This window comes from Tropicimonas sediminicola (assembly GCF_900188335.1).
Classification (GTDB): Bacteria; Pseudomonadota; Alphaproteobacteria; order Rhodobacterales; family Rhodobacteraceae; genus Tropicimonas; species Tropicimonas sediminicola.
The window spans coordinates 601444-623306 of sequence record NZ_FZOY01000002.1; the positions used below are offsets into that span (position 1 = coordinate 601444).

Here is a 21863-nt window from a genome sequence, read left to right on the forward strand (position 1 = left end):
TCAACCCGCCGTGTAGCCGCCGTCGGCATAGAGGATATGCCCGGTGTAGAAATCCGACGCCTTGCTCGACAGGAAGAGCAGCGGTCCGGCGAGGTCCTCGGGCTCACCGAGCCGCCCCACGGGAACGCGTGCGAGAAAGCCGGTGCGGACCTTTTTCGCCTCTTCGGTGTCCTCGAACATCCAGGCGGTCAGCGGGGAGCGGAAGACCGTCGGTGCGATGGCGTTCACCGTGACGCCGGCCGCGCCCAGTTCGCAGCCAAGGGCCTTGGTGATCCCGTCGACCGCAGACTTGGAGGCGCAATAGGCCGTGTATCCCGCCGGATGGCCGAGAAGGCCGCGGGCCGAGGACACGAGCACGATCTTGCCGTTGCCCTGCTCCTTCATCCGCCGTGCGGCGGCACGCGCCATCAGCCAGCTTTGCGTGACATTGGCATCCATGACCGAGGTGAAGGTCACGGGTTCCATGTCGGTGACGAGCGCCACCTTGTTCATGCCCGAGGCCACGACGAGGACATCGAGCGCGCCGAAGGCCTCGACCGTCTGGGCGACCAGCCCTTCGCAGGTCTCCTCGTCGGTCGGGCGCGCGTTGACGGCCAGCACCTCCGCGCCCATTCCGCGGCATTCCTCGGAGATCTCGTCCAGAGCCCCCTGGTTGCCGGCGACAAGCACCAGCCGGCATCCGGCGCCCGCAAGCACGCGTGACGCGACCATCCCGAAGGCGCCCGACGCCCCGGTGATCAGAGCGACCTTGTTCTTTACATCGAACATGGAAAGGGGGTTCGCCATAACATTCATGTCTCAGGCCTCCTGTGCCGGCGGCGCCGGATAGGGAATGACAACCAGCATGGTGCAGGTCAGGTTCGAGCGGTTCACCAGCGTGCGGACCTCGTTCGGCGCGATGGTGCAGCTGTCGTACTTGCCGAGCACCGTTTCCTGCCCGTCGATGACCACGGTCATCTGCCCCTCCAGCACGACGTAGACCTTCTCGAACGGCGTCGAATCCGGCCCCGCGCCGCCGCCGGGGAGGAACTGGCTGAGCCCGACCCACTGGTTGGTAGGCCCGCCCTCCTCGAAGCCCTGCAGCCGCAGGCCGTGGCAGGCGAAATGGTTGGGTGCATCATAGGATTGAGCGTCTTTGAACGGTTTTACATGCATGGTTCAGTTTCCTTCGCGAGGGTCGATGACCTCGACCGCGTCGCCGATGACGAACTGCATCAGATCCACTCCGTCGATCATCGGACCGTCGTAGCCGGCTTTAGCCTCCGCCATGACATCTTCCGCATCCGGCCGGCCAGGTCCCTGGCCGAGGAACACGAAATGGGTGAAGGCGGCCATCTTCGGCTGGGTTCGCGTGAATATCTCGGCGGCCTCGGTGGGGTTGGTGTGATGACCCATGATCACCTTGATCGGCGGCCGTTCCGCGATCTTGGGGTCGGCCATGGCAACTTCGTGGATGAGCAGGTCGACGCCGGTGGCGTGCTTGACGACGTTTTCGTTCGGCTTGGTGTCGCCGCTGATGACGACCGAGCGACCGTCGTAATCGATCCGATAACCGTAGGACGGATTGAGGTGTTCACCGTGAAAGTTGGCAAAGGCGGTCACGGCAACGCCATTCTCCTCGAACACCGACCCGTCTTGGTCGAACTCGGTCACGTCCCACTCGACGCCTTTCGGATCCAACCCGGCATCGGCAATGCGAATGCGGTGATCCTCGGCATAGGCGAGCGTCAGCCCGTCGGTCAGCTGCCTGGTGCCTACCGGGCCGGTGATGGTGCGCGGCTCCACGCGGCGGCCCTGCGGCGGCAGCCAGGGGGTCAGCCAGAGATCCGGCAGACCGATGGTGTGGTCGGAGTGGAAATGCGTCAGGAAGATGTGGTCGATCTCAGCCGGCACGATGCCCAGCTGGTCGATCCGCTGCATGGCGCCCCGGCCCGCGTCGAACACGAGGTTGAGCCCGCCCGCCTGGACCAGAGTGCTGCTCCCGAAACGGTCAATTCGCGGATCGGGAACCCCGGTTCCCAGAAGGGTCACCACGAAATCGGGCTTTGCATCCTGCGCCGCCGCCGATGCGCCGATCAGGCTGGCGAGCAGCGTCGCCACAAGGGTGGTCGACTTGTACTCCATGATGCCTCTCCTCCTTGGCACATGTCGCGGTGAAAGGGGCCGCCGGTCTCCCGGCGGCCAGTCGGGGAGTATTCAGAAGTCCTCGCCGGGTTCGATCCGGTAGTTCTGGCCCTTGTCGATCATCGCCACGAGGCGGACGATGCAGCCGTCGCCGCGATCCCAGTTCCAGGGGAAGAAGGCGAATGTGCAGCGCTTGCCGGTCACGGCATCCAGGTCGCCGCCGACGTTCTCGATGCCCATGATGCCGTTCTTGAACAGGATGTTGTGAACGGGTTCCCAGTCGGGGAAGTCATCCTTCCAGTCGCGGCCGCCGGACCATTCCTTGTACTCGTCCGCGAGGTGCGGAAGCAGCGGGCCGTTGCGCTGCGGGCCGATCGCGGTGGCCAGCGGGTGGTCGTTGGCCTGGGTGTCGTGACCGACGACCTTGATCCCCTTCTCGACCATCCATTCGCCGGCGGAAGCCACGAAGCCCGGGCAATAGGCGAAGTAGTCGCCATCCTCGTACTGCTTGTGCCATCCCGTGTTGATGATCAGCACATCGCCCTTGCGAATGGCGTGCCCGCAGGCCTTTTCCAGGTCGTCGCCGGTGATCGGCTCCCACATCTTCTTGGGCAGCGAGACCACGATGCCGGTGCCGAAGAAATGCGGCAGCGGCACCTCGTCGATGAAGGGCGTGCCCTGAACCACGTGGGCGGGCGCGTCGATGTGAGTGGTGGCGTGCATCGTGGTGGTGATGCGCTGGCTCAGCACCCCCGACTTGGCCATGTAGTGAATGCGTTCGATCTTGGTGTCTTCGAAATAGGGCCAGTTCGGGTTCTGGAAGCCGAACCGATGGCTCAGGTTGTAGAACTCCAGCCCCATGGTGTTGTCGGTATTTCCCTGGAACTCGATGCCGCGAATTTTGACCATTGGGCACAACTCCTCTGTTCGCCGGAAACCCGGCGCTGTCCGTTTTGAATTGTCAGGATGGCTCCTCCCACCTGTCCCGAATGATGATGCATTCGCACCGCATAACGGTCAACATGTAAATCGCATTGCGGATCGCAGAGACCGCATTGCGGTACAATTTTTCTGACGATATGGTTCCGGGAACAGATTGGGGAATCCACGAGAGACGCGGCAAATGACTGACAGGGAAGACAAAAACGGACGATCCGGAATCCAGGTGATCTCGAGGGCGGCTGCGATTCTGCGTGTCCTGAAGAGTTCAAAGTCCGGAATGAGCCTTGGACAGATTGCCGAGAAGGTCGATCTGCCCCGCTCTACGGTACAGAGAATCACGGGCGCCCTCGCCGCGGAAAGGTTCCTGATCAGCGACCCGGAAGGCCGGGGATTGCGGCTCGGTCCGGAACTCAGCTCCCTTGCCGGCGCCGCGCGCTACAACATCGTGGAGCACTGCCGGATTCTCCTGACGGAATTGACCCAACGCACGGGCGAGACCGCCGATCTCGCCGTCATGCGCGGGGCTGGCATGGTCTTTCTGGACCAGGTCCCCGGCACGCACCGGCTGACCACGGTGTCGAAGGTTGGAGAGGTCTTTCCGCTCACGAACAGCGCCAACGGGCGGGCATGCCTTGCCGAGCTTCCGGAGGATGTCGCCCGCAAGCTGATCCAGGCCGAATGGGATCGCAGGGGGATCGACACGGACCCGGACGAACTGATGGCCAAGCTGGCGCGCGTCCGGGAGACCGGACTTGCCTATGATCTCGACGAGCACACCCCGGGCATCTCGGGCATTGGCTTCGCTTTTCGCGACTGGGGCGGCGAGCTCCACGCGATCTCCGTCCCCGTGCCGTCAACCCGCCTCGCGGAGACCCGCAAACGGACCGAGGAGGCATTGCTCAAGACACGGCACGAGATCGAGAAGTCATTCTCGAGAGAGACACCGCAGGGCTGAAGCCATTTCTGGCTGCCGACCGCCCCCCCCACCAAGCACCACTGGCCGCCCTGCCCTCCCGGACAGGGTCCCTGTCGAATGTGTCCCGGGCCGCCCGCTCCGTCGTCCGGGCACGCAGGCGAACGAGGGTCCGGGCTTACCACCAATTCTCGTACTGTATGCCGAAGGTGGTTCCGTCCGTCGCGTTTCCGAGCGCCGCCTGCTGGGTGATCACACCGGGGTCGCTCCACTTGGCATAGGTCACGAAGGCCCGAAGCTGCGGCCGGGCGAAGAACCCGGTCTTTCCGAAGCTGTAGAAGGGCGCGAAGGTCACCTTGCCGAGGGTTGCGCTGTCACCCTCCTCCGGGACCACGACGTCGTAGCCGAATTCGACCGCGACGCCGAAATCGTCGGTGATGTTGTATTGCGGGCGCGCACCCACCGACCACCAGGTTTCCGTATCATCGCCGATCCGGGTCCGTTGCCAGACGCCCGTCGCCTGGGTCTGGAACTCCTCGGTGGTGGCGAAGAGCGCCTGTGTCACGAAGCGCCAGCGGTCGTCGTCGGACGAGACACCGGGATTGCCGGACGAGTTGAAGTTGATCCCCGATCCGCGCCCGTACATGAGCGCGTTCTGCCATTCGCCCCAGGGCAGCTCGAGGTTCGCCGCGTGGAGCCGGATCGCGTAGCCCTCGTTGTCGGACGGCGCGTCCTGCCCGTCGGTGCCGGTATAGGACAGGCCGACCTCGCCCAGCCATCCGCCGCCGAGCGCGATGTCGTGGAAGCGCAGATCGAGGGTCCCCGCCTGGTAGTCGATGTCGTCGTCATCGTAGTAGAACAGCGCCGACGAGAGGTGGAAGCTGCCGAGGTCGAGGTTTTCCAGACCGATCCCGTCGTTCGAGTAGTTCTCGTAGTAGAAATCGGTCATGTGCACATCGCGCCGCCGGTAATAGCGCCGCCCGGCCCAAAGGAACGCCTCCGCCGCCGCTCCGCTGCCGAGCCGCTCGATGCCGGCATAGGCCTGGGCGACGCCACCGTCCTCGTTCGGGTCATCGCCCCAGATCAGGAAGTTGGAATCGGCCCATCCGTTGAGCATGACCTCGGCGACAAAGTCCGAGGCGCCTCCCATCGGCGTGCGAATGCCCAGCGACGCCTCGCCGTAGAAGTCGCTTTCGTTGCCGAGGCGATACTTGCTCTCGGCGCCATCGAGCTGGAAGGCCAGCATCGGGTCGTCGTCGGTCGAGCCGACGCCGATCCGGACATAGCCATGCGAGAACAGCCCGAGAGGGTTCGGCTCCGGCGCCGCCGGCCCGGCCGTATCCCCGGACTGAAGATCCGTTCCCGGCGATACCTCCTGCGCGACCAGCTGGCCGGTGGCGGCACAAAGCGCAACGCCAGAAATGCAGGCGAAGGCCAAGGATTTCACGTCTGTCATGTCCTGATCCTCCCAGATGGCAGATGCCCGAAATCGCATCTGCGCCTCCTTGCCGTCACCTTATCACATCCGGGCGTCGCCGAATGCCGGCGGCCGGTGACCGAGGCGGGAAAAATCGTCGCGGGGATCCGGCAGATCCGATCTGCACCCCGGCCTGCGTACACGGCAACCGAACGCCCTTGGCCTGACAGTCCTTCGCACAAGGCGCCTCGCCCGCGAACCCACTCGACCTGCCCAGGGTCACCCGCCGAGCCGAACGATCTTTCCCTGGAGCTCCGTCGCCAGCAGAAGCGCCTTGCCGGTCGTGACCGTCATCGGCGGAAGGGTCATCCATTCCAGCGTCCAGGCCGCGCCGGAGCGCTCCTGCTCGTGGATCATCGCGTGGTGCATGTTCGGCAGCATGGTCGCGTTGAACCGGGCATGCGTGACCAAAAGCTCGGCAAGCACGGGGTTCTGCTTGTGCGGCATGGCGGAACTGGTACCGCCGCCGAGCATCTCCAGTTCGCCGTCCTGTTGTTGCGCCATCAGGCAGATGTCCTGACCGAACTTTCCAAGGGTTGCCGAGATCATCGACAGCAGCCCCGCGTATTCCGCGAACACGCCGCGCTCCGTGTGCCAACCACGCCCCGGCTCCCCGAGCCCCAGTTCGCAGCCCAGCACCCGGGCGACCGCCTCGCCGTCCGGCCCGAGCGCCGACCGGTTTCCGACCGCACCGCCGAATTGCAGAACCTCCAGCCGCGGCCGAAAGGCTGTCAGGGAGCGCAGATGGTCCCTGAGCGGCGCCGTCCAGGCCCGGATCCGGTCCGACACCAGGATCGGCACGGCGGCCTGCATGCGCGTGCGCCCCATCATGGAACCCGCCCCCCATTTCGCGTCGAGCGCGGCGAAGCCGTCGATCACCGACCCTATGCGGGCCTCCAGCAAGGCATTGATGTCCCGCAGGATCAGCACGAAGGCGGTGTCGATCAGGTCCTGTGAGGTCGCCCCCCGGTGGATCGCCGGCAGGCTTTCTTCCCGGCAATGGGCCTTGAGCTGTCGAAGCAGCTCCGGCACCGGCACACCGTCGACCAGCGTCGCTGCGGCGATCTTCGCGACATCCGGCGCGAAACTGGCGATGTCTTCCGCCGCCGCGCCCGCCTGCTCCGCTGTCGCCACACCGCTCTCTGCCAGTGCTCTCGCCAGTGCGCCTTCGAAGGTCAGAAAGGCAGAAAGGAAGCGCTCCGAAGACCAACGGCTCTCGACCTCCGGGTCGGCAAACAATGCCCCGAACAGGTGGTCTTGCCGGCTCAGTGGGTTCATGCGTCTTAGCCTTGTGGGGAGGTCAGAAAGTCTCGGTCAGGTCCAGGCCATTGGAACCCCGACCTAGCCCGGGGGTCAATCGCCTCCGTCATGCCGGACGCAGCCCGAGGATCTCGCGTGCCTGCGCGGGCGTGGCGACCGGGCGCTCGTATTTCTCGCAAAGTTCGGCGGCGCGGCGGATCAGGGCGGCGTTGGACGGCGCAAGCGTAGTCCGGTCAAGCCGCACGTTGTCCTCCAGCCCCGCCCGCGTGTGCCCACCCGCGGCGATGGCCCATTCATTCACGGTGAGCTGCGCCGCGCCGATCCCTGCCGCGCACCATTCCGCGTCGGGCGCGCGGGACTGCATCGTCCGGACGTAGAAGTCGAAGACCTCGCGATCGACGGGCATCGCGTTCTTCACCCCCATCACGAACTGGACATAAAGCTTGCCGAACAGCTCCCCCGCCGCGTGCATCCGGATCGCCTGCAGGATGTGGCTAAGGTCGAATGCCTCCACCTCCGGCGTGATCTCGAAGGCTCGCATCTCGGCCGCCAGCCAGGCCACGAGGTCGGGCGGGTTCTCGTAGACGCGGGTCGGGAAGTTGTTCGAGCCGACGGAGAGCGAGGCCATGTCCGGCCGCAGCGACAGCATCCCCCCGCGCGCCTTGCCTGCCCCGGACCGCCCGCCGGTGGAGAACTGCACGATCACCCCCGGGCAATGCGCCTCGAGCCCCTCCTTGAGCCGCGCGAACTTGTCCGGATCGCTCGACGGGGTCTCGTCGTCGTTGCGCACATGGGCATGGATGATCGAGGCCCCGGCTTCGAACGCCTCCTGGCTGCTTTCGATCTGCTCGCTGATCGTGATCGGCACCGCCGGGTTGTCGGCTCTCGTCGGAACCGATCCGGTGATGGCGCAACACAGGATACAGGGTTTGGTCATGGGGGCCTCCGGTTACGGGTCCGTCCTGTGCGGCCCCGATCTCATCATATGTTCAAGAATATCCGGGGGGAGCGTTCCCCGGAGCGCGCCGGTTCTGGCTCAGATGTCGAAGAAAACCGTCTCGTCCTGCCCCTGCAGCTTGATGTCGAAACGGTAGACGATCTGCCCGTCCCTTTCGCCGCGCTTTGCGATCAGCGTGGCGCGGCGGCGCTCCCATTCGATCAGGTTGATCACCGGATCGGCGGCGTTGGCCTCGGCCTCGTCGTCGAAATAGATCCGGGTGTTCAGCCCGACGTTGATACCGCGGGCGACGATCCACAGGTTGATATGCGGCGCCATCAGCTTGCCCGACCGCCCCATAACGCGGCCCGGCTTGACGGTGTCGAAACCCCATTCTCCGGTCTCGAAATCGGTGATCACACGGCCCCAGCCGCGGAACCCCTCCTCGACCTCGCCCGGATGCTCGGGATGGGCATAGATGCCGTCCGCATTGGCCTGCCAGGCCTCCAGCAACACGTCCTTGATCGGCGAGCCGATGCCGTCGATGACGATGCCCTCCACGCGAATGCGTTCGCCCTTCGCGTTCGGCCCGGCAATGTCCCAGCCCAGTTCCTTGTCGTAGATCTCGAAGCCGGCCGCGCCGGGCGCCAGCCCGATATGGACGTAGGGCCCAGCGGTCTGGGAGGGCGTCTCCTTGAGGTAGTCGAGCTTCTGCACCATCGTCAGTTCCCCTCCAGCCGGTTCTCGAAAACGGTCGACCGGCGCCCGCGCAGGACGATGTCGAACTTGTAGGCGATCGTGTCGAGCGGGATCGTGGCGTTCATGTCGAGCGCCGCGACAAGCTGATCCCGCGCCGTCTGGTCGGGGATGGTGTTCACGATCGGGCATCGGGCGATCAGCGGGTCGCCCTCGAAATAGCACTGGGTGATCAGCCGCTGGCTGAACGATGTGCCGAAGATCGACAGGTGAATATGCGCCGGCCGCCAGCTGTTGACCCAGTTGCGCCAGGGATAGGCGCCGGGCTTCACGGTGCGAAAGACATAATAGCCCTCGTCATCCGTCAGCACGCGGCCGCAGCCGCCGAAATTCGGGTCGATCGGCGCAAGGTAGGTGTCCTTCTTGTGCCGGTAGCGTCCGCCGGCATTGGCCTGCCAGGCCTCGACCAGCGTGTTCCGCACCGGGCGCCCGTTCTCGTCCAGCACCTGGCCGTGCAGGATGATCCGCTCGCCGATGGCGCTCTCGCCGGGCTGGGCGTAGTTGTGGATCATGTCGTTGTCGAGCGGGTCGATGTCGTTGTGGCCGAAAGTCGGCCCGGTGATCTCGCTCGCCGATTGCTCGAGGCTCAGAAGCGAGTATTCCGGCGACCGGGTGACCGAGGTCTTGTAATCCGGCGTCGCCGCCGGCGGATGCCATTCCCGGTCGCGCTGGTAGAACTCCCCAGGCTGTTTCATCGTCCGTCTCCTCCCCCGGCCGGGTGCGCCCGGCTCACTCCTTTTCCATCTCTTCGTAGGTCTGCTTGGCAAGCCTGATCGCGTGATTGGCCCGCGGCACCCCGCAATAGATCGCCACGTGCTGGAACACCTCAAGCACGTCCTGCTTGCTGGCCCCCGTGCGCGCGGTGGCGCGGATGTGCATCGGGATCTCGTCGAAATTCCCGGCCGCGGCCAGCAGGGCCAGCGTCAGCATCGAGCGCTCGCGCAGGCTGATGCTCTCGCCCGCCCAGACCGTGCCCCAGGCGCTCTCGGTGATCAGTTGCTGGAACGGCGCGTCGAACTCCGACTTGCTGGCTTCCGCCCGGTCGACATGGGCATCGCCCAGCACCTTGCGACGGACGGACATGCCGGCCTCGTAGCGTTCAGACATGTCCGATCTCCTTCAGGAACTGGGTAAGCAGGGTGGCATAGGCTTCCGGCGCCTCGACGCAGGGCAGATGCCCCGTGGCCGGGATCGTCTCCATTCGGCCCCCCTTGATGCTGCCGACGGTCGCTGCGGTCCGCTCCGCCGGACAGGCGCCGTCTTCCGCCCCTGCGATGCCGAGAACGGGCAATGCCAGCGCCGCCGTGCTTTCGGTCAGGTCGGCGGCGGCGATGGCCGCGCAGCAGCCGAGGTAGCCCTCCTGCGGCGTCCGGATCATCATGTTCTTCCACAAGGCAACCGAAGGGTCATGCCGGAAGCTCTTGCCGAACCAGCGATCCATGACGGCCTCGGCGACGGCGTCGAGCCCGCCCGTGCGGATCGCTTCCATGCGCGCCTCCCACATGGCGGCGTCGCCCATCGTCGCCGCGGTGTTGGAAAGCACGGCGGCGCGGATGAGGTCGGGGCGCCTTGCGGCGAGGCTCTGGGCGATCAATCCCCCGACCGAAAGGCCGACGAACACGCAGTCCCGAATGGCAAGTGCGTCCAGCAGCGCCTCGGCATCGGTGACAAGGTCCTCGAGGCGGTATGGTCCCGCGGGACAGTCCGACAGACCGTGGCCGCGCTTGTCGTAGCGGACCATACGGAGGCCCGCCGGCAGGTGCGGCAGGATCGCGTCCCAGAGCCGCAGGTCCGTGCCCAACGAGTTGGAAAAGACCACCGGCGCCCCGTTCGGATCGCCGTCCTCGCGCACATGCAGCGCAACGCCATTTGCCTCGACCATCCGCATCAATAGGGCAGCCCCACGTAGTTCTGGGCAAAGACCTTCTGCGCGGCCTCGCTGCTGCGCAGGAACTCGATTTCCGCGCGCTGCATCTTCAGGTCGAACCCGGACTGGTCGGGGTAGCGGTGCAGCAGGTTGGTCGTGGACCAACTGAAGCGCTCCGCCTTCCAGATCCGCGCCAGCGCCTTCTCGGAATAGCGGTCGATGCCTTCCGGATCGCCCTCCTCGTAGAACTGCACGAGCCCGTGGTAGAGGTAGTGGATGTCCGAGGCGGCGGTGTTCAGCCCCTTGGCGCCGGTCGGCGGCACGATATGCGCCGCGTCTCCGCACAGGAACAGCCGCCCCCACCGCATCGGCTCGGTCACGAAGCTCCTGAGAGGCGCGATGCTCTTCTCGATGGAGGGGCCGGTGACGAGCGCCTCGGCATGGCAGGCCGGGATGCGGCGCTTGAGTTCCTCCCAGAAGTTGTCGTCGCTCCAGTCCTCCGGGCTGTCGGAAAGCGAGCACTGGATGTAGTAGCGGCTGAGGTTTGCATTCCGCATCGAGCAGAGCGCGAAGCCGCGCTCGGACCAGGAATAGATCAGTTCCTCATGCACCGGCGGCGTTTCGGACAGGACGCCGAGCCAGCCGAAGGGATAGACCTTCTCGTACTCGCGGCGCACGGTGAGCGGGATTGTCTGGCGGCTGACACCGTGAAACCCGTCGCAACCGGCCACGTAATCGCAGTCGAGGCGTTGCGCCTGTCCCTCGACCGTGTAGGTCACGAACGGGGCGTCGCTGTCGGCGTCATTGATAACGACGTTCTCGATATTGAACACCAGCTTGGCGCCTTCGGCCTCGCGCGCGTCATAGAGGTCGCGCGTCAGCTCCGTCTGGCCGTAGACGATCACGTCGCTGCCGGTGTGCTCGCGAAAACTGACCCGGAACTCCTCGTCGCCATAGGCGATGACGGTGCCTTCGTGGGTGAAGCATTCGGCATCCATCCGCGTGCCGACGCCCGCTTCCCGCATCAGATTGACCATGCCGGTCTCGAGGATGCCGGCGCGAATGCGGCCAAGCACGTAATCCCGGGTCTTCCGTTCCAGAACGACCGTGTCGATCCCCTTCCGGTGAAGAAGCTGCGACAGCAGAAGCCCGGAAGGCCCGCCGCCGATGATCGCTACCTGTGTCCGCATGTTCAGCCTCCTTCTCCATCGAAAATGAATTGTTGAACACACAAAGTAAAATGAGATATTCGACCCTTTGATTTCCGAATTTGGAATGAAACCATGATCGACCGACGCATCAAGTTCCGCCACATCCAGTGTTTCGTGGAGATCGTCCGGCAGCAGAGCATGAAACGCGCCGCCGAGCGGCTCCACCTGACCCAGCCTGCGATCTCCAAGACACTCAAGGAACTGGAGGAGATCATCGGCGCCGCGCTCCTCGTGCGGAACCGGGCCGGCGTGGCCCTGACCCGGCAGGGAGAGGTCTTTCTCCACTTCGCCGAGATGAGCGTGGCGGCGCTCCAGCAGGGGCTGGACGGTGTCGAGCAGCTTGGCCGCGGGGACAGGGCGACGCTCTCGGTCGGCGCGCTGCCGAGCGTGGCGGCGCGGTTGATGCCGGACGTGGCGCGCGAGTTCGCCGAGCTTGCTCCGGAGACGACGCTGCGGATCACGGACGGACCGCACGCCTACCTGATCGACCAGCTCCGGCGCGGCAACCTCGACCTCGTGATCGGCCGCCTCGGCCCGCCGGACACGATGAAGGGCATCTCCTTCACCCAGCTCTACAACGAATATGTCGAGTTTGTCGTGCGCTGCGGCCACCCGTTGCTGAACGATCCGGACATGCGCAGGATCGGCGAGTGGACGGTGATCTTCCCGCCCGAAGCCTCGGCCATTCGCTCGCTGGTGGAGCGTGTGCTCATTGCGCACGGGGTGGGCGATATCCCGCACCGGATCGAGAGCGTCTCCGGCGCCTTCGGGAGGAACTATGCCCGCAAGTCGGATGCGATCTGGATCATCTCGGCCGGCGTCGTGGCGAACGAGATCGCCGAGGGCTCGCTGGTGCGCCTGCCCTTCGACAACGCGATCACATCCGGGCCGGTGGGCCTGATGGCGCGCCCGGACGGGCAGTCGACGCCCGAGGAACAGGTGTTTCGCGTGGCGATCAACAACGTCGTGGCCAAGCTGCCCGCCTAGCGCCCCACCCAGGCCGGTCACGCCGCAAGGCGCACCATCGCCGCGTGAAACAGGATGCGCTCACGCCCGGTCGCAACCGCCGACGCGCCGACGCGCCGGATCCTCTCGGGATCGGGGTGACGCTCCGAGGCCGAGAGCATCCGCTGCCACAGGCATTGCAACAGGACCTCCGCCGTCAGCGCCATGAAGTCATGGGCCGCGGGCGTCGGGCCGCTACGTCCCAGAAGGTCCCGCCGCGCGGCCTTCCAGGCCGTAACACCTTCCACGGCCTCGCCCGCCTCCGCCTCCAGAAAACGTTCCAGCGCGTCGCCGGAACGACCGGGCATCAGGCGCGTGACGAGCGCGCGCGCGTGGATACCGTTCGCCCCTTCGTAGATCGCCGTGATGCGGGCATCGCGATAGGTCTGCTCGATCCGGTATTCAGCCAGATAGCCGTAGCCGCCGAGGACCTGAACACCCAGGTTCGCCGCCTCGATCCCGGCCTCGGTGCAGTGAACCTTGGCAATCGGCGTCAGGGCCTCCACGAGATCTTCCGCATCGCCCCGCTCCATCGCCACGACAGCCAGATGTGCGAGCGCCCGGCCGCCAAGGGCGAGCGCGTCCATCCGGTCGAGCATCCGCCGTACATCGGCATGGGCCTCCAGCGCCACGGGCGCCCCGTCCGGGCCGCGCCCCTGCACCCGCTCGGCGGCGTAGTGGCGTGCGATATCGGTGGCGCGGGCGGCATGGGCCACGCCCTGCAGCGCAACGTCGGCGCGGGCGTGGTTCATCATGGTGAACATCGCGCGGAGCCCCTGCCCTTCGTCGCCGATCAGCTCGGCCTCGGCACCGTCGAAGGCAAGCTGGCAGGTCGGCGAGGCGTGAAGCCCCATCTTCTCCTCGATCCGCGTGACCGAGACGCCGTTCCGGCGGCCGTCCCGCCGCGTGCAGGGGCAGAGAAAGAGCGACAGCCCCCTGATCCCGTCGTCCGAGGTGCGGGCCAGCACCAGATGCAGGATGCGTTCGCTCAGGTTCTGGTCGCCGCCGGAGATGAAGATCTTCTCGCCCGTCAGTTGCCAGCCATCGCCGGCGGGTTCCGCACGGCAGCGTATGCGCGACAGGTCCGAGCCTGCACCGGGCTCCGTCAGGCACATCGTGGCCAGCATCCCGCCCGACGCCAGCCGCGGGATATGCGCCGCCCTTTGCGCCTCGGTGCCGTGGGCGAGCAATGTCCGGATCGCGCCCGGCACCAGCCCGGTCACCATCTGCAGCGCGTGGTTCGCCCCGGTGAAGATCTCCGAGGTGACGGCCAGCAAGGTCGCGTCGAGCCCCTGCCCTCCATAGGCTTCGGGCGCCGTCAGCCCCTGCCAGCCTTGTTCGGCAAACGCCCGAAAGAGCTTGTCAAAGCCATCGGGCATCAGCACCCGCCCGCCTTCGAGCCGGCATCCCTTCCGATCGCCCGGCTCGTCGAGCGGCGCGATCTCGGCCTCGGCGAAACTGGCGAAGTGGCCGGCGATCTCGGCCGTAAGATCCGCGTCGTAGTCGGGCAGCTCCCCTGCGCCGGCCACGTCGTTCAGGGTGAAGAGGATATCCTCCAAGGGCGCCTGGAACGGTTTCATCTCATGCCAGCCCGAGCAGCCGCGCCGCATTGCCCTTGATGATGTCCGGGCGCAGCTCGTCCTTGATCGCGATCTTCTCGAAATCGGCAAGCCAGCGTTCCGGCGTGATCATTGGCCAGTCGGACCCGAAGAGCACCTTCTTCCGCAGGATCGAGTTGCAATACTTCACCAGGATCTCCGGGAAGTACTTCGGCGACCAGCCGGAGAGGTCGATGTAGACGTTCGGCTTGTGCTGGGCGACGGCCAGCGCCTCTTCCTGCCAGGGGAAGGACGGGTGCGCGAGGATGATCTTCATGTCCGGGAAGTCCACCGCGACGTCGTCCATGTACATCGGGTTGGAATACTTCAGCCGCATCCCGTTGCCACCTCGCATGCCGGACCCGACGCCGGTCTGCCCCGTGTGAAAGAGCGCGATGCCGCCCTCCTCGGCGATCGCCTCGTAGAGGTCATAGGCCATGCGGTCATTCGGAAAGAAGCCCTGCATGGTGGGGTGGAACTTGAACCCCTTGATGCCGAACTCCGAGATCAGGCGGCGCGCTTCGCGCGCGCCCATCTTGCCCTTGTGCGGGTCGATGGAGGCGAAGGGGATCAGGACGTCGTCGTTCTCGGCGGCGAGTTCCGCCACTTCCTCGTTCCGGTAGCGGCGATAGCCGGTCTCGCGCTCGGCATCGACGGGGAAGATCACCGCGGCGATGTTCTGCTCCCGGTAATGCGCCGCGGTTTCCGGCACCGTGGGCGGATGCTCCCAGGGCGCGCGAAAATACTTCGCCATCGTCGCCTGAAGGTCGTCGTAGCCGTCGTCGGCATGGCAGCCGCAGGGTTCCTCGGCATGGGTATGAATGTCGATCGCGCGGACCTTGGAGATATCAACCATGGGGCGTTCCTTTCGGGTGGAATGGGTTGCGGCTCAGGCCAGCGCCACGGCCGGATCGTTGTCGTCGTAAAGCCGCTCCAGCAGGTCCTTCCTGCGGGTTAGCACCTTGCGGAAGTTGAGGTTGCCCTTGGCGGTCATCTCGCCTTCCGGCATCGATGGCGGCTCCGACAGGACGATGGCCCGGGATACCAGCGACGAACTGCCGGACACCTCCCGCGCCCGCTCGGCGAGGCGGCGGTGGATCTCGCCCTGCAGCAGCCTGCAGGTCAGCGCGCCCCGGTCCTCGTGCAGTTCGAACCCCTCGCGTTCCAGCTCCGCGCGGTCCGGAAAGATCATCACCCCGATCTGGTTGCGGTCCGCCCCGGTGATCACGATGTCCGCGGCCAGCGGCGCGAGATGGGCCAGCATGTCGAGCCGGAGTTGCGCGGCGCGGACCCAGGTGCCGGTCAGCAGCTTGAAGTCGTCCGAGATCCGGCCGTCGAAGCGCATCCCCCTGTTCGGATCGTCGGGATCGATAAAGACCATCGCGTCACCGGTGATGAAGAAACCCTCCGCGTCGAAGGCGGCCGCGGTCTTTTCCGGGTCCTCGAAATAGCCGGTCATCACGTTCGGCCCCTTCACCCGCACCTCGCAGCGCTGGTCCGCATCCGGCAGCAGCTTCACCGTCACTCCGGTGACGGGGACGCCGACGATCCCCGACCGATCCGTCGGCTCCATCTGCATCATTGCCGACGGCGCGGTTTCCGTCAGCCCCCAGGAGGAGGTGATCAGCGGCACCTCGCCCTTCACCTCCATCGCCATCTGCTCGAAGCCGGTCCAGACTTCCTGCGGCAGCGAGGCACCGGCGTAGAAGATAAGATCCAGGTCCTCGAAGAAGCGCCGACGCAGCTCCGCATCCTTGCGAAGCGCCGCCAGCAGCATGCCGAAGCCGAGCGGCACGTTGAACGCGAGCGTCCCGGTCACCAGCGACAGGTTCTCCAGCGTCCGCTCGAACAGCCCTTTCACCGGCTTGCCGTCGTCTATGTAGAGCGAGCCGCCATTGGCCAGCATCATGTTGAAATTGTGCGACCCGCCGAAGACGTGATTCCAGGGCAGCCAGTCGACGATCCGGGGCGGACGCTCGCGCAGGAAAGGCAGCGCATCGGCGAGCTGGGTCTGGTTGGTGCACATCATCCGTTGGGTCGTCAGAACCCCCTTCGGACTGGAGGTCGAGCCGGAGGTCATCAGGATCTTGCCTACCGTGTCGGGCGTCACCCGCGCATGGGCTGCATCGATGTCCACCGAGGCATCGCCCTCGAGCAGTTCCTCGAAGGGCGTGACGCCCAGCACGTGGCCCGGCTTGCTGGAGACGATCTCCACCCCGACCAGCGCATCGAGACCGAGCGCCTCGACGTAGAGGTCGGCATCGACCACATAGGCCATCTTCGGCTTCAGCAACTCGATCGCCCCGCGCAGGCGTCCGTGCGCCCCGTGGATCAGCGCGTATTGCTCCGCGACCGGCGCGGTCGGCACGCCGACGTATTGCGCCGCGAGCGACAGGATCCCGTGGTCGACCCCGTTGCCGGACATGATCAGGATCGGCGTATCCGCCCCCATGCCCCGCGCCAGCAGCGCCGCCCCGACGGCGCGCACCTTCTCCAGAACCGAGACGTAGCTCTCCCGCCGCCAGCCGGCGCCGTAGCGCTCGGCCAGAAACACCCGGTCCGGCGCCTCCTCTGCCCAGTGGTGCAGCCAGTCCCCGGTCGTCTCGACCACGGGGCCAAGGGCGTGGTTCGATGTCAGGAGAATGCTTCCGTCCGCGCGATCCTCACGCGTCACGGAATGCGGGCGAAATCTCGTCGTCCGTTTCATCGGAATGTCCTCCCTCCGGCGTCAGCCGCGCTGGCGTCCCTGTTCGATCCTGTTCATTGCTTCGATGGCACCGGCCCGCATCTCTTCGTCGAGCCCTCCCAGAAGCGCCTCCTCGTGGGCCGTCACGGCCGTCGTTGCCTCGGCGCACAGCATCCGCCCCTGCCGCGTCGCCTGCAGCGAATAGGCCCGCCGATCCGTCGGAACCCTCTCCTTGGAGATCAGGTCCCGGCGCACCAGTTCCTCGACAATGGTGACGAGGTTCGGCCGTTCGACATCCATCGCTTCAGCAAGCTGTGACTGGCGCAGGCCGGGATTGCTCACGACCAGCGTTAGCGCCGTGAAGGTCAGCATGCGCAGCTCGAAGGGCTTCAGCGCCAGGGCAAGATCGGCCTGTATCACGTTGAAACTGCGCTTCATCCGATAGCCGAAGAAAGCGCGAAGGGCGCTGTCGTCGACGTGATGGACGTCATCTGTCGCGGTGAGGGCATCCGGCATCGGCTTACCGGAACTTCGGCGCGCGCTTCTCGAGGAAGGCGGCGAGCCCCTCGAGCGCATCCGCGCTGGTCTGGGTGAGCGCCGCGCAGAGGCTCTCGGTGAAAAGCCCCTCGTGGCGCGGCATGTCCTCGATCCGGGAGAGCGCCTGGATCATGATGTAGTTCGACAGCGGCGCGTTCGACGCGATCTTGCGCGCCAGCTCCATTGCCAGCGGCAGTGCCTCGCCCTCGCCGACGCTGTAATGGGCGAGCCCGAGCGCCAGACCCTCGTCGGCACCGTACTTGCGCCCCGTCAGCATCATCTCTGTCATCCGGTCGGCGCCGAGGATGCGTCCCACGCCCACGGAGGCCCCACCGCCGACGAAGATCCCGCGCCGCCCCTCGGGAAGCTGGAAGATCGTCGAAGGCTCGGCGATGCGGACATGCGTGGCGGAAGCCAGTTCCAGCCCGCCGCCGATCACCGCGCCGAACATCGCCGAGACCACCGGCACCCCGCCGAACTTGATCCGGTTCATCACCTCGTGCCAGCCGCGCGAATGGCGCATGGTGCCCTCGGCATCGCGGGAGACATGCTCGCTCAGGTCCAGGCCAGAGCAGAAATGCCCCGCCGTTCCCGTCAGCACGACCACCTTCACCCCGTCCGGCGGGGCGCGAAAGACGGCGTCGATCTTCTCCAGCAGGGCATCGCACATGGCGTTGCGCTTGGCGGGACGGTTCATGGTCAGAACGGCAATGCCATCCTCGACCTCGACATTCAGCATCTCTTCGGACATGGCCCGGCTCCTCAGCGCGGCGGCAGGCGCACGGCGCCGTCCAGCCGGATGGTCGTTCCGTTGAGGAACGGGTTGGTGATGATCTGCTCGGCCAGCAGCGCGTATTCCCGCGGCGCGCCGAGGCGGTGCGGGAAGGGAATGTTGGCGACGATCTCGTCCGTGGTCTCTTTCGGAAGTCCCTCCATCATCGGGGTGTGGAACAGTCCCGGGGCAATCGCCACGACGCGGATGCCGAAACGGGCGAACTCGCGCGCCGCCGGCAGGCACATGGACGCGATGGCGCCCTTGGAGGCCGCGTAGGCGGATTGACCGAGCTGCCCGTCCTGCCAGGCCACCGACGCGGTGTTCACCACCACGCCGCGCTCGCCGTCCGCGAGCGGCTCAAGCTCCATCATACGCTTCGCCGCGTGGCTCATGACGAAATAGGTGCCGAAGAGGTTCACCCGCAGCGTCCGCTCGAACAGGTCGCCCGAGGTCTTCCCCTCGCGGCCGACGATCCGGGCCGCCGGGCCGATCCCGGCGCAGCTCACGGCAATGCGGGGCGCCGTGCCGAACTGCTCGGCCACGGCACCGATGGCGACGTCAACCGCGGCCTCGTCCGAAACATCGGCCTGCACGGCGAACCCGTCGATCTCGGCGGCAACTGCCTTTGCCCGCTCGAGATCGAAGTCCAGAACACCGACATGCGCGCCCTTCTCGGCAAGATGCCGTGCCGTCGCGGCACCAAGGCCGCTCGCTCCACCGCTTACGACGGCCACCTGTCCCTCAATCTGCATCTGTCAAATCCTTCTCGAAAGTCATCATGATTGCTCCTGTTCTTTCGTGCCCACCGGGCGGCTGACAGACCCGTTCAGCTCGCTCCATCGGCTCGAAAACGGCCGATGATGAAATCGAGCGACGGCTGCACCGCGGCATTGAAGGGATCTCCGCCATGTCCGCCGCCTTCGACGATGATCAACTCCGCATCGCTCCCGCGTCCGCTCAGGACGTCCAGCACGCGCTTGCTCTGCAGCGGCGAAACGCGCGGATCCGCGTCGCCATGGACCAGAAGGATCGGCGGCAGCGCGGCCTCCGGGGGAAGCTTGGCGGCCTGGATGTCCGGGCTCACCGCATCCGCCGCGGGCTTGTCCTGTTGCGCGTCCACACCGATCAGGTTGGTTTCCGGCGACGGAAGCCGCTCCTTTTCATTGCCGCCCGGCACGTCGTCGGCGAGGCGGTCATGCCAGAGCATGTAGAGATTGGAGGGCGCGCACCAGGACACCACTGCATCGATGCCGAGGCTGTCGTCTTCCGCCGCCAGCACGGCGCTCCAGAGCGCGAGATGGGCGCCCGAGGACTGCCCCCAGACCGCGAAGCGTGACATGTCGTATCCATAGGTTCCCGCATTCTCCTGCAGGAACCGGATCGCAGCGACCACGTCATCCTTCTGCGCCGGCCAGGTTGCCTGTTGCGACCACGTGTGGTTGATCGTGGCGACCGCGATCCCGGCCTCGTTCATCCGCTTGCGACGGTCATATTCCTCGACCTGCGCCTTGTCGCCACGGAACCAGGCCCCGCCATGGATGTACATGACGAGGGGCGGGTGCTCGACACCCTGCGGCAGGAAAAGGTCGAGGACGTTGCGCTCCCCCGGGCCATAGGAGAGATCCTGATGCACGTCCTGGGCAAGTAGCCCGGACGCGCTGCAGACCGTGGCAGCAAGCGCCAGCGCCAGTTTGCGTTTCATCGAGGTCTCCTCTTTCGCAGGGGTGTGTGGCCTGACACCTGACGGCGTGATCCCGCCGCTGCGCTCCTGATCGGGCGATCGCACCGGGTCGTTATTAAGCATCATCATTATGCTCCATATCTATCTGCCGGCGACCCGGTCGGTTGGTGAGGGCGCTGCCCGGATCTAGCCGGGCAGCAGGAAGAGGGTGATTGCAGGGAAGAGGACCAGGATGATCACCCGGACGATGTCCGAGGTCACGAACCACAGAACGGCCTTGTAGGTGTCCGTCATGGCGGTCTGCCGGTCCATCGCGTTGATGATGAAGAGGTTCATCCCCACCGGTGGCGTGATCAGTCCGACCTCGACGACGATCAGCACGAGGATGCCAAACCAGATCGCCACGTGCTCCGGGCTCATGCCGAATTCGAGCGAGCTGATCACCGGGAAGAAGATCGGGATGGTCAGCAGGATCATCGAAAGGCTATCCATCAGGCAGCCGAAGATCAGGTAGAACACGAGGATCAGCGTCAGCACCGTCCAGGGGCTGAACCCCTGCCCCACGACCCAGCCCGAAAGCTCCTGGGGGACTTGTGACAGGGCGAGGAAGGAATTGTAGAGGCCCGCGCCGAGCACGATGAAGAAGATCATCGCCGTGCTGAGCGCCGTCTGCAGGATGGAGTCGACAAAGATCTTCCAGGTCAGGCTGCCGGACAGCAGCGCGATCAGCCCGGTACCCGCCGCCCCCACGGCTGCGCCTTCGGTCGGGGTGAACCAGCCCAGGTAGATGCCGCCGACGACGAGGCCGAAGACCAGCAGCACCGGCCAGACGTCGATCAGCGCCTTGAACCGTTCGGCATAGGGGATTGGCTCACGGGTGCCCGCCGCCTTGGGGTTCACGCGGACATAGATCGAGATGGTGATGATATAGCCGATCGCCGCGAGGATGCCGGGGATGAAGGCGGCGAGGAACAGCTTGGCGATGTTCTGCTCGGTCAGGATGGCGTAGATCACCAGGATCACCGAGGGCGGGATCAGGATGCCGAGCGTGCCGCCGGCGGCCAGCGTCGCGGTGGAGAAGCCCCCCGAGTAGCCGTAGCGGCGCAGTTCCGGCAGCGCGACCTTGCTCATCGTGGCGGCGGTCGCCAGCGAGGAGCCGCAGATCGCTCCGAAGCCAGCACAAGCCCCCACGGCCGCCATCGCCACCCCGCCCTTGCGGTGCCCGAGCCAGCTCTCGGCCGCCTTGAACAGCGCGGAGGACATGCCCGAGAGGGTTGCGAATTGCCCCATCAGAAGGAACATCGGGATGATCGACAGCGAATAGCTTGAGAAGGTCGAGTAGGTCTCGGTCTTGAGCTTCGACATGAACATGTTCGAGCCGCCCATGGCGAAGTAGAGCCCGCCGATCCCGCAGAGCAGCATCGCCAGCCCGATCGGCGCCCGGAGAAAGATCATCGCCAGCAGGATCGGGAAGGACAGGTATCCCAGCTCGAGCATGCTCAATGGTGCGCTCCTTCGGAATTGGGCAGGTGGCTGCGGCCGGTGACGACATCGAGAACACGCGCGATGGCGCAGTAGATCCCGACGATCGAGGCCGCGACGGCGGCGACGAAACTGGCGGCGTAGGCCCACCAGACCGGGAATTGCAGCAGGAAGGTCGTCTCGCCGTTCGACATCTTGCCTTCCATCCCGGCGTAGAGGCGCCAGGTGATGAGCAGGATCACGGCCGATAGCACGAACTCCCAGAAGACGATCAGGAACCGGTTGAACCAGCGCGGGAACGCCGTCGCGAAAATGTCGACCGTCGCATGGCCATGGTGCAGCTGTGCATAGGGGAGAAAGGCGAAGATCGCGAAGGCGATCCCTGCCTCGACCAGCTCGAAATCCCCCGTGATCGGAGCGACGCCCGTGGAGAGCAGCGCCCCACCGGCGCCCTCGGAGAGCGACGTCAGGAAGGCCGAGTGACCGAGCGTGTTCAGGCCGCGGCCCAGAACGCTCGCACAGGTCAGGACGACCAGAAAGGTCAGGACGAGACCGCCAAGCACCGCCATGACGCGGGCAAGGCGCTCCATGAGCGACAGCATCATTGGAACG

Annotated in this window: 23 protein-coding genes; 2 read left to right on the plus strand and 21 right to left on the minus strand. The window is 65.8% G+C overall.

Features of this window, described 5'->3' with window-relative positions; all coding sequences use genetic code 11:
* The 4 genes from CHB86_RS07105 to CHB86_RS07120 form a co-directional block, all read right to left on the minus strand.
* Nucleotides 1-795: an SDR family NAD(P)-dependent oxidoreductase gene (locus CHB86_RS07105; protein WP_089232304.1), complete on the minus strand. Its 795-nt coding sequence runs from the start codon at nt 793-795 to the stop codon at nt 1-3.
* A gap of 3 nt (nt 796-798) precedes the next feature.
* A complete protein-coding gene (locus CHB86_RS07110; RefSeq protein ID WP_089232305.1) occupies nt 799-1155 on the minus strand; it encodes a cupin domain-containing protein in 357 nt (118 codons plus the stop codon).
* Between the two features lie 3 nt (nt 1156-1158).
* On the minus strand, nt 1159-2124 hold the full coding sequence (locus CHB86_RS07115; protein WP_089232306.1) for an MBL fold metallo-hydrolase: 966 nt from the start codon (nt 2122-2124) through the stop codon (nt 1159-1161).
* A gap of 72 nt (nt 2125-2196) precedes the next feature.
* Entirely contained in the window at nt 2197-3033 is an 837-nt protein-coding gene (locus CHB86_RS07120; RefSeq protein WP_217898278.1) for a cyclase family protein, read from the minus strand.
* 214 nt (nt 3034-3247) lie between these two features.
* On the opposite strand from CHB86_RS07120, the gene CHB86_RS07125 reads away from it, so the two are divergent.
* Nucleotides 3248-4021: an IclR family transcriptional regulator gene (locus CHB86_RS07125; RefSeq protein ID WP_089232307.1), complete on the plus strand. Its 774-nt coding sequence runs from the start codon at nt 3248-3250 to the stop codon at nt 4019-4021.
* A gap of 136 nt (nt 4022-4157) precedes the next feature.
* On the opposite strand, the gene CHB86_RS07130 is transcribed toward CHB86_RS07125, so the two are convergent.
* The 8 genes from CHB86_RS07130 to pobA all read right to left on the minus strand — a co-directional run bounded on the left by CHB86_RS07130 (nt 4158) and on the right by pobA (nt 11466).
* Nucleotides 4158-5435, minus strand: a complete 1278-nt coding sequence (locus CHB86_RS07130; RefSeq protein ID WP_176442799.1) for a carbohydrate porin — start codon at nt 5433-5435, stop codon at nt 4158-4160.
* 240 nt (nt 5436-5675) lie between these two features.
* Complete coding sequence (locus CHB86_RS07135) at nt 5676-6734, minus strand: 3-carboxy-cis,cis-muconate cycloisomerase (protein ID WP_089232309.1); 1059 nt, start codon at nt 6732-6734, stop codon at nt 5676-5678.
* An 88-nt stretch (nt 6735-6822) separates the two neighbouring features.
* Nucleotides 6823-7653, minus strand: coding sequence for a 3-oxoadipate:acetyl-CoA acetyltransferase (locus CHB86_RS07140; RefSeq protein ID WP_089232310.1), 831 nt, complete (start codon nt 7651-7653; stop codon nt 6823-6825).
* A 99-nt stretch (nt 7654-7752) separates the two neighbouring features.
* A complete protein-coding gene (gene pcaG, locus CHB86_RS07145; RefSeq protein WP_089232311.1) occupies nt 7753-8373 on the minus strand; it encodes a protocatechuate 3,4-dioxygenase subunit alpha in 621 nt (206 codons plus the stop codon).
* Nucleotides 8374-8375: 2 nt separating this feature from the next.
* Complete coding sequence (pcaH, locus tag CHB86_RS07150; protein WP_089232312.1) at nt 8376-9104, minus strand: protocatechuate 3,4-dioxygenase subunit beta; 729 nt, start codon at nt 9102-9104, stop codon at nt 8376-8378.
* A 34-nt stretch (nt 9105-9138) separates the two neighbouring features.
* Nucleotides 9139-9516, minus strand: coding sequence for a 4-carboxymuconolactone decarboxylase (pcaC, locus tag CHB86_RS07155; RefSeq protein ID WP_089232313.1), 378 nt, complete (start codon nt 9514-9516; stop codon nt 9139-9141).
* Entirely contained in the window at nt 9509-10297 is a 789-nt protein-coding gene (gene pcaD, locus CHB86_RS07160) for a 3-oxoadipate enol-lactonase (RefSeq protein WP_089232314.1), read from the minus strand. Before pcaD ends, pcaC begins: the two co-directional genes overlap by 8 nt.
* Entirely contained in the window at nt 10297-11466 is a 1170-nt protein-coding gene (pobA, locus tag CHB86_RS07165) for a 4-hydroxybenzoate 3-monooxygenase (RefSeq protein ID WP_089232315.1), read from the minus strand. Before pobA ends, pcaD begins: the two co-directional genes overlap by 1 nt.
* 93 nt (nt 11467-11559) lie before the next feature.
* Between pobA and pcaQ the strand changes: the two genes are divergently transcribed.
* A complete protein-coding gene (gene pcaQ, locus CHB86_RS07170) occupies nt 11560-12474 on the plus strand; it encodes a pca operon transcription factor PcaQ (RefSeq protein WP_089232316.1) in 915 nt (304 codons plus the stop codon).
* Between the two features lie 17 nt (nt 12475-12491).
* On the opposite strand, the gene CHB86_RS07175 is transcribed toward pcaQ, so the two are convergent.
* From CHB86_RS07175 to CHB86_RS07215, 9 genes are all read right to left on the minus strand, one after another.
* Complete coding sequence (locus tag CHB86_RS07175; RefSeq protein WP_089232599.1) at nt 12492-14072, minus strand: acyl-CoA dehydrogenase family protein; 1581 nt, start codon at nt 14070-14072, stop codon at nt 12492-12494.
* Nucleotide 14073: 1 nt separating this feature from the next.
* Nucleotides 14074-14946, minus strand: coding sequence for an amidohydrolase family protein (locus CHB86_RS07180; RefSeq protein WP_089232317.1), 873 nt, complete (start codon nt 14944-14946; stop codon nt 14074-14076).
* 33 nt (nt 14947-14979) lie between these two features.
* Entirely contained in the window at nt 14980-16797 is a 1818-nt protein-coding gene (locus CHB86_RS07185; protein WP_089232318.1) for a feruloyl-CoA synthase, read from the minus strand.
* Between the two features lie 21 nt (nt 16798-16818).
* Nucleotides 16819-17292 (minus strand): MarR family winged helix-turn-helix transcriptional regulator, encoded by a 474-nt coding sequence (locus tag CHB86_RS07190; RefSeq protein WP_089232319.1) that lies wholly within the window; start codon nt 17290-17292, stop codon nt 16819-16821.
* Nucleotides 17293-17296: 4 nt separating this feature from the next.
* The gene (locus CHB86_RS07195) at nt 17297-18064 is read right to left on the minus strand and encodes a crotonase/enoyl-CoA hydratase family protein (protein ID WP_089232320.1); all 768 of its coding nucleotides are present in this window, start codon (nt 18062-18064) and stop codon (nt 17297-17299) included.
* A gap of 11 nt (nt 18065-18075) precedes the next feature.
* The gene (locus CHB86_RS07200) at nt 18076-18840 is read right to left on the minus strand and encodes an SDR family NAD(P)-dependent oxidoreductase (RefSeq protein WP_089232321.1); all 765 of its coding nucleotides are present in this window, start codon (nt 18838-18840) and stop codon (nt 18076-18078) included.
* A gap of 74 nt (nt 18841-18914) precedes the next feature.
* A complete protein-coding gene (locus CHB86_RS07205; RefSeq protein ID WP_089232322.1) occupies nt 18915-19790 on the minus strand; it encodes an alpha/beta hydrolase in 876 nt (291 codons plus the stop codon).
* 165 nt (nt 19791-19955) lie between these two features.
* Nucleotides 19956-21272: a TRAP transporter large permease gene (locus CHB86_RS07210; RefSeq protein WP_089232323.1), complete on the minus strand. Its 1317-nt coding sequence runs from the start codon at nt 21270-21272 to the stop codon at nt 19956-19958.
* The gene (locus CHB86_RS07215) at nt 21269-21856 is read right to left on the minus strand and encodes a TRAP transporter small permease (protein ID WP_342747452.1); all 588 of its coding nucleotides are present in this window, start codon (nt 21854-21856) and stop codon (nt 21269-21271) included. The genes CHB86_RS07210 and CHB86_RS07215 overlap by 4 nt, the downstream gene beginning before the upstream one ends.
* Between the last annotated feature and the right edge of the window lie 7 nt (nt 21857-21863).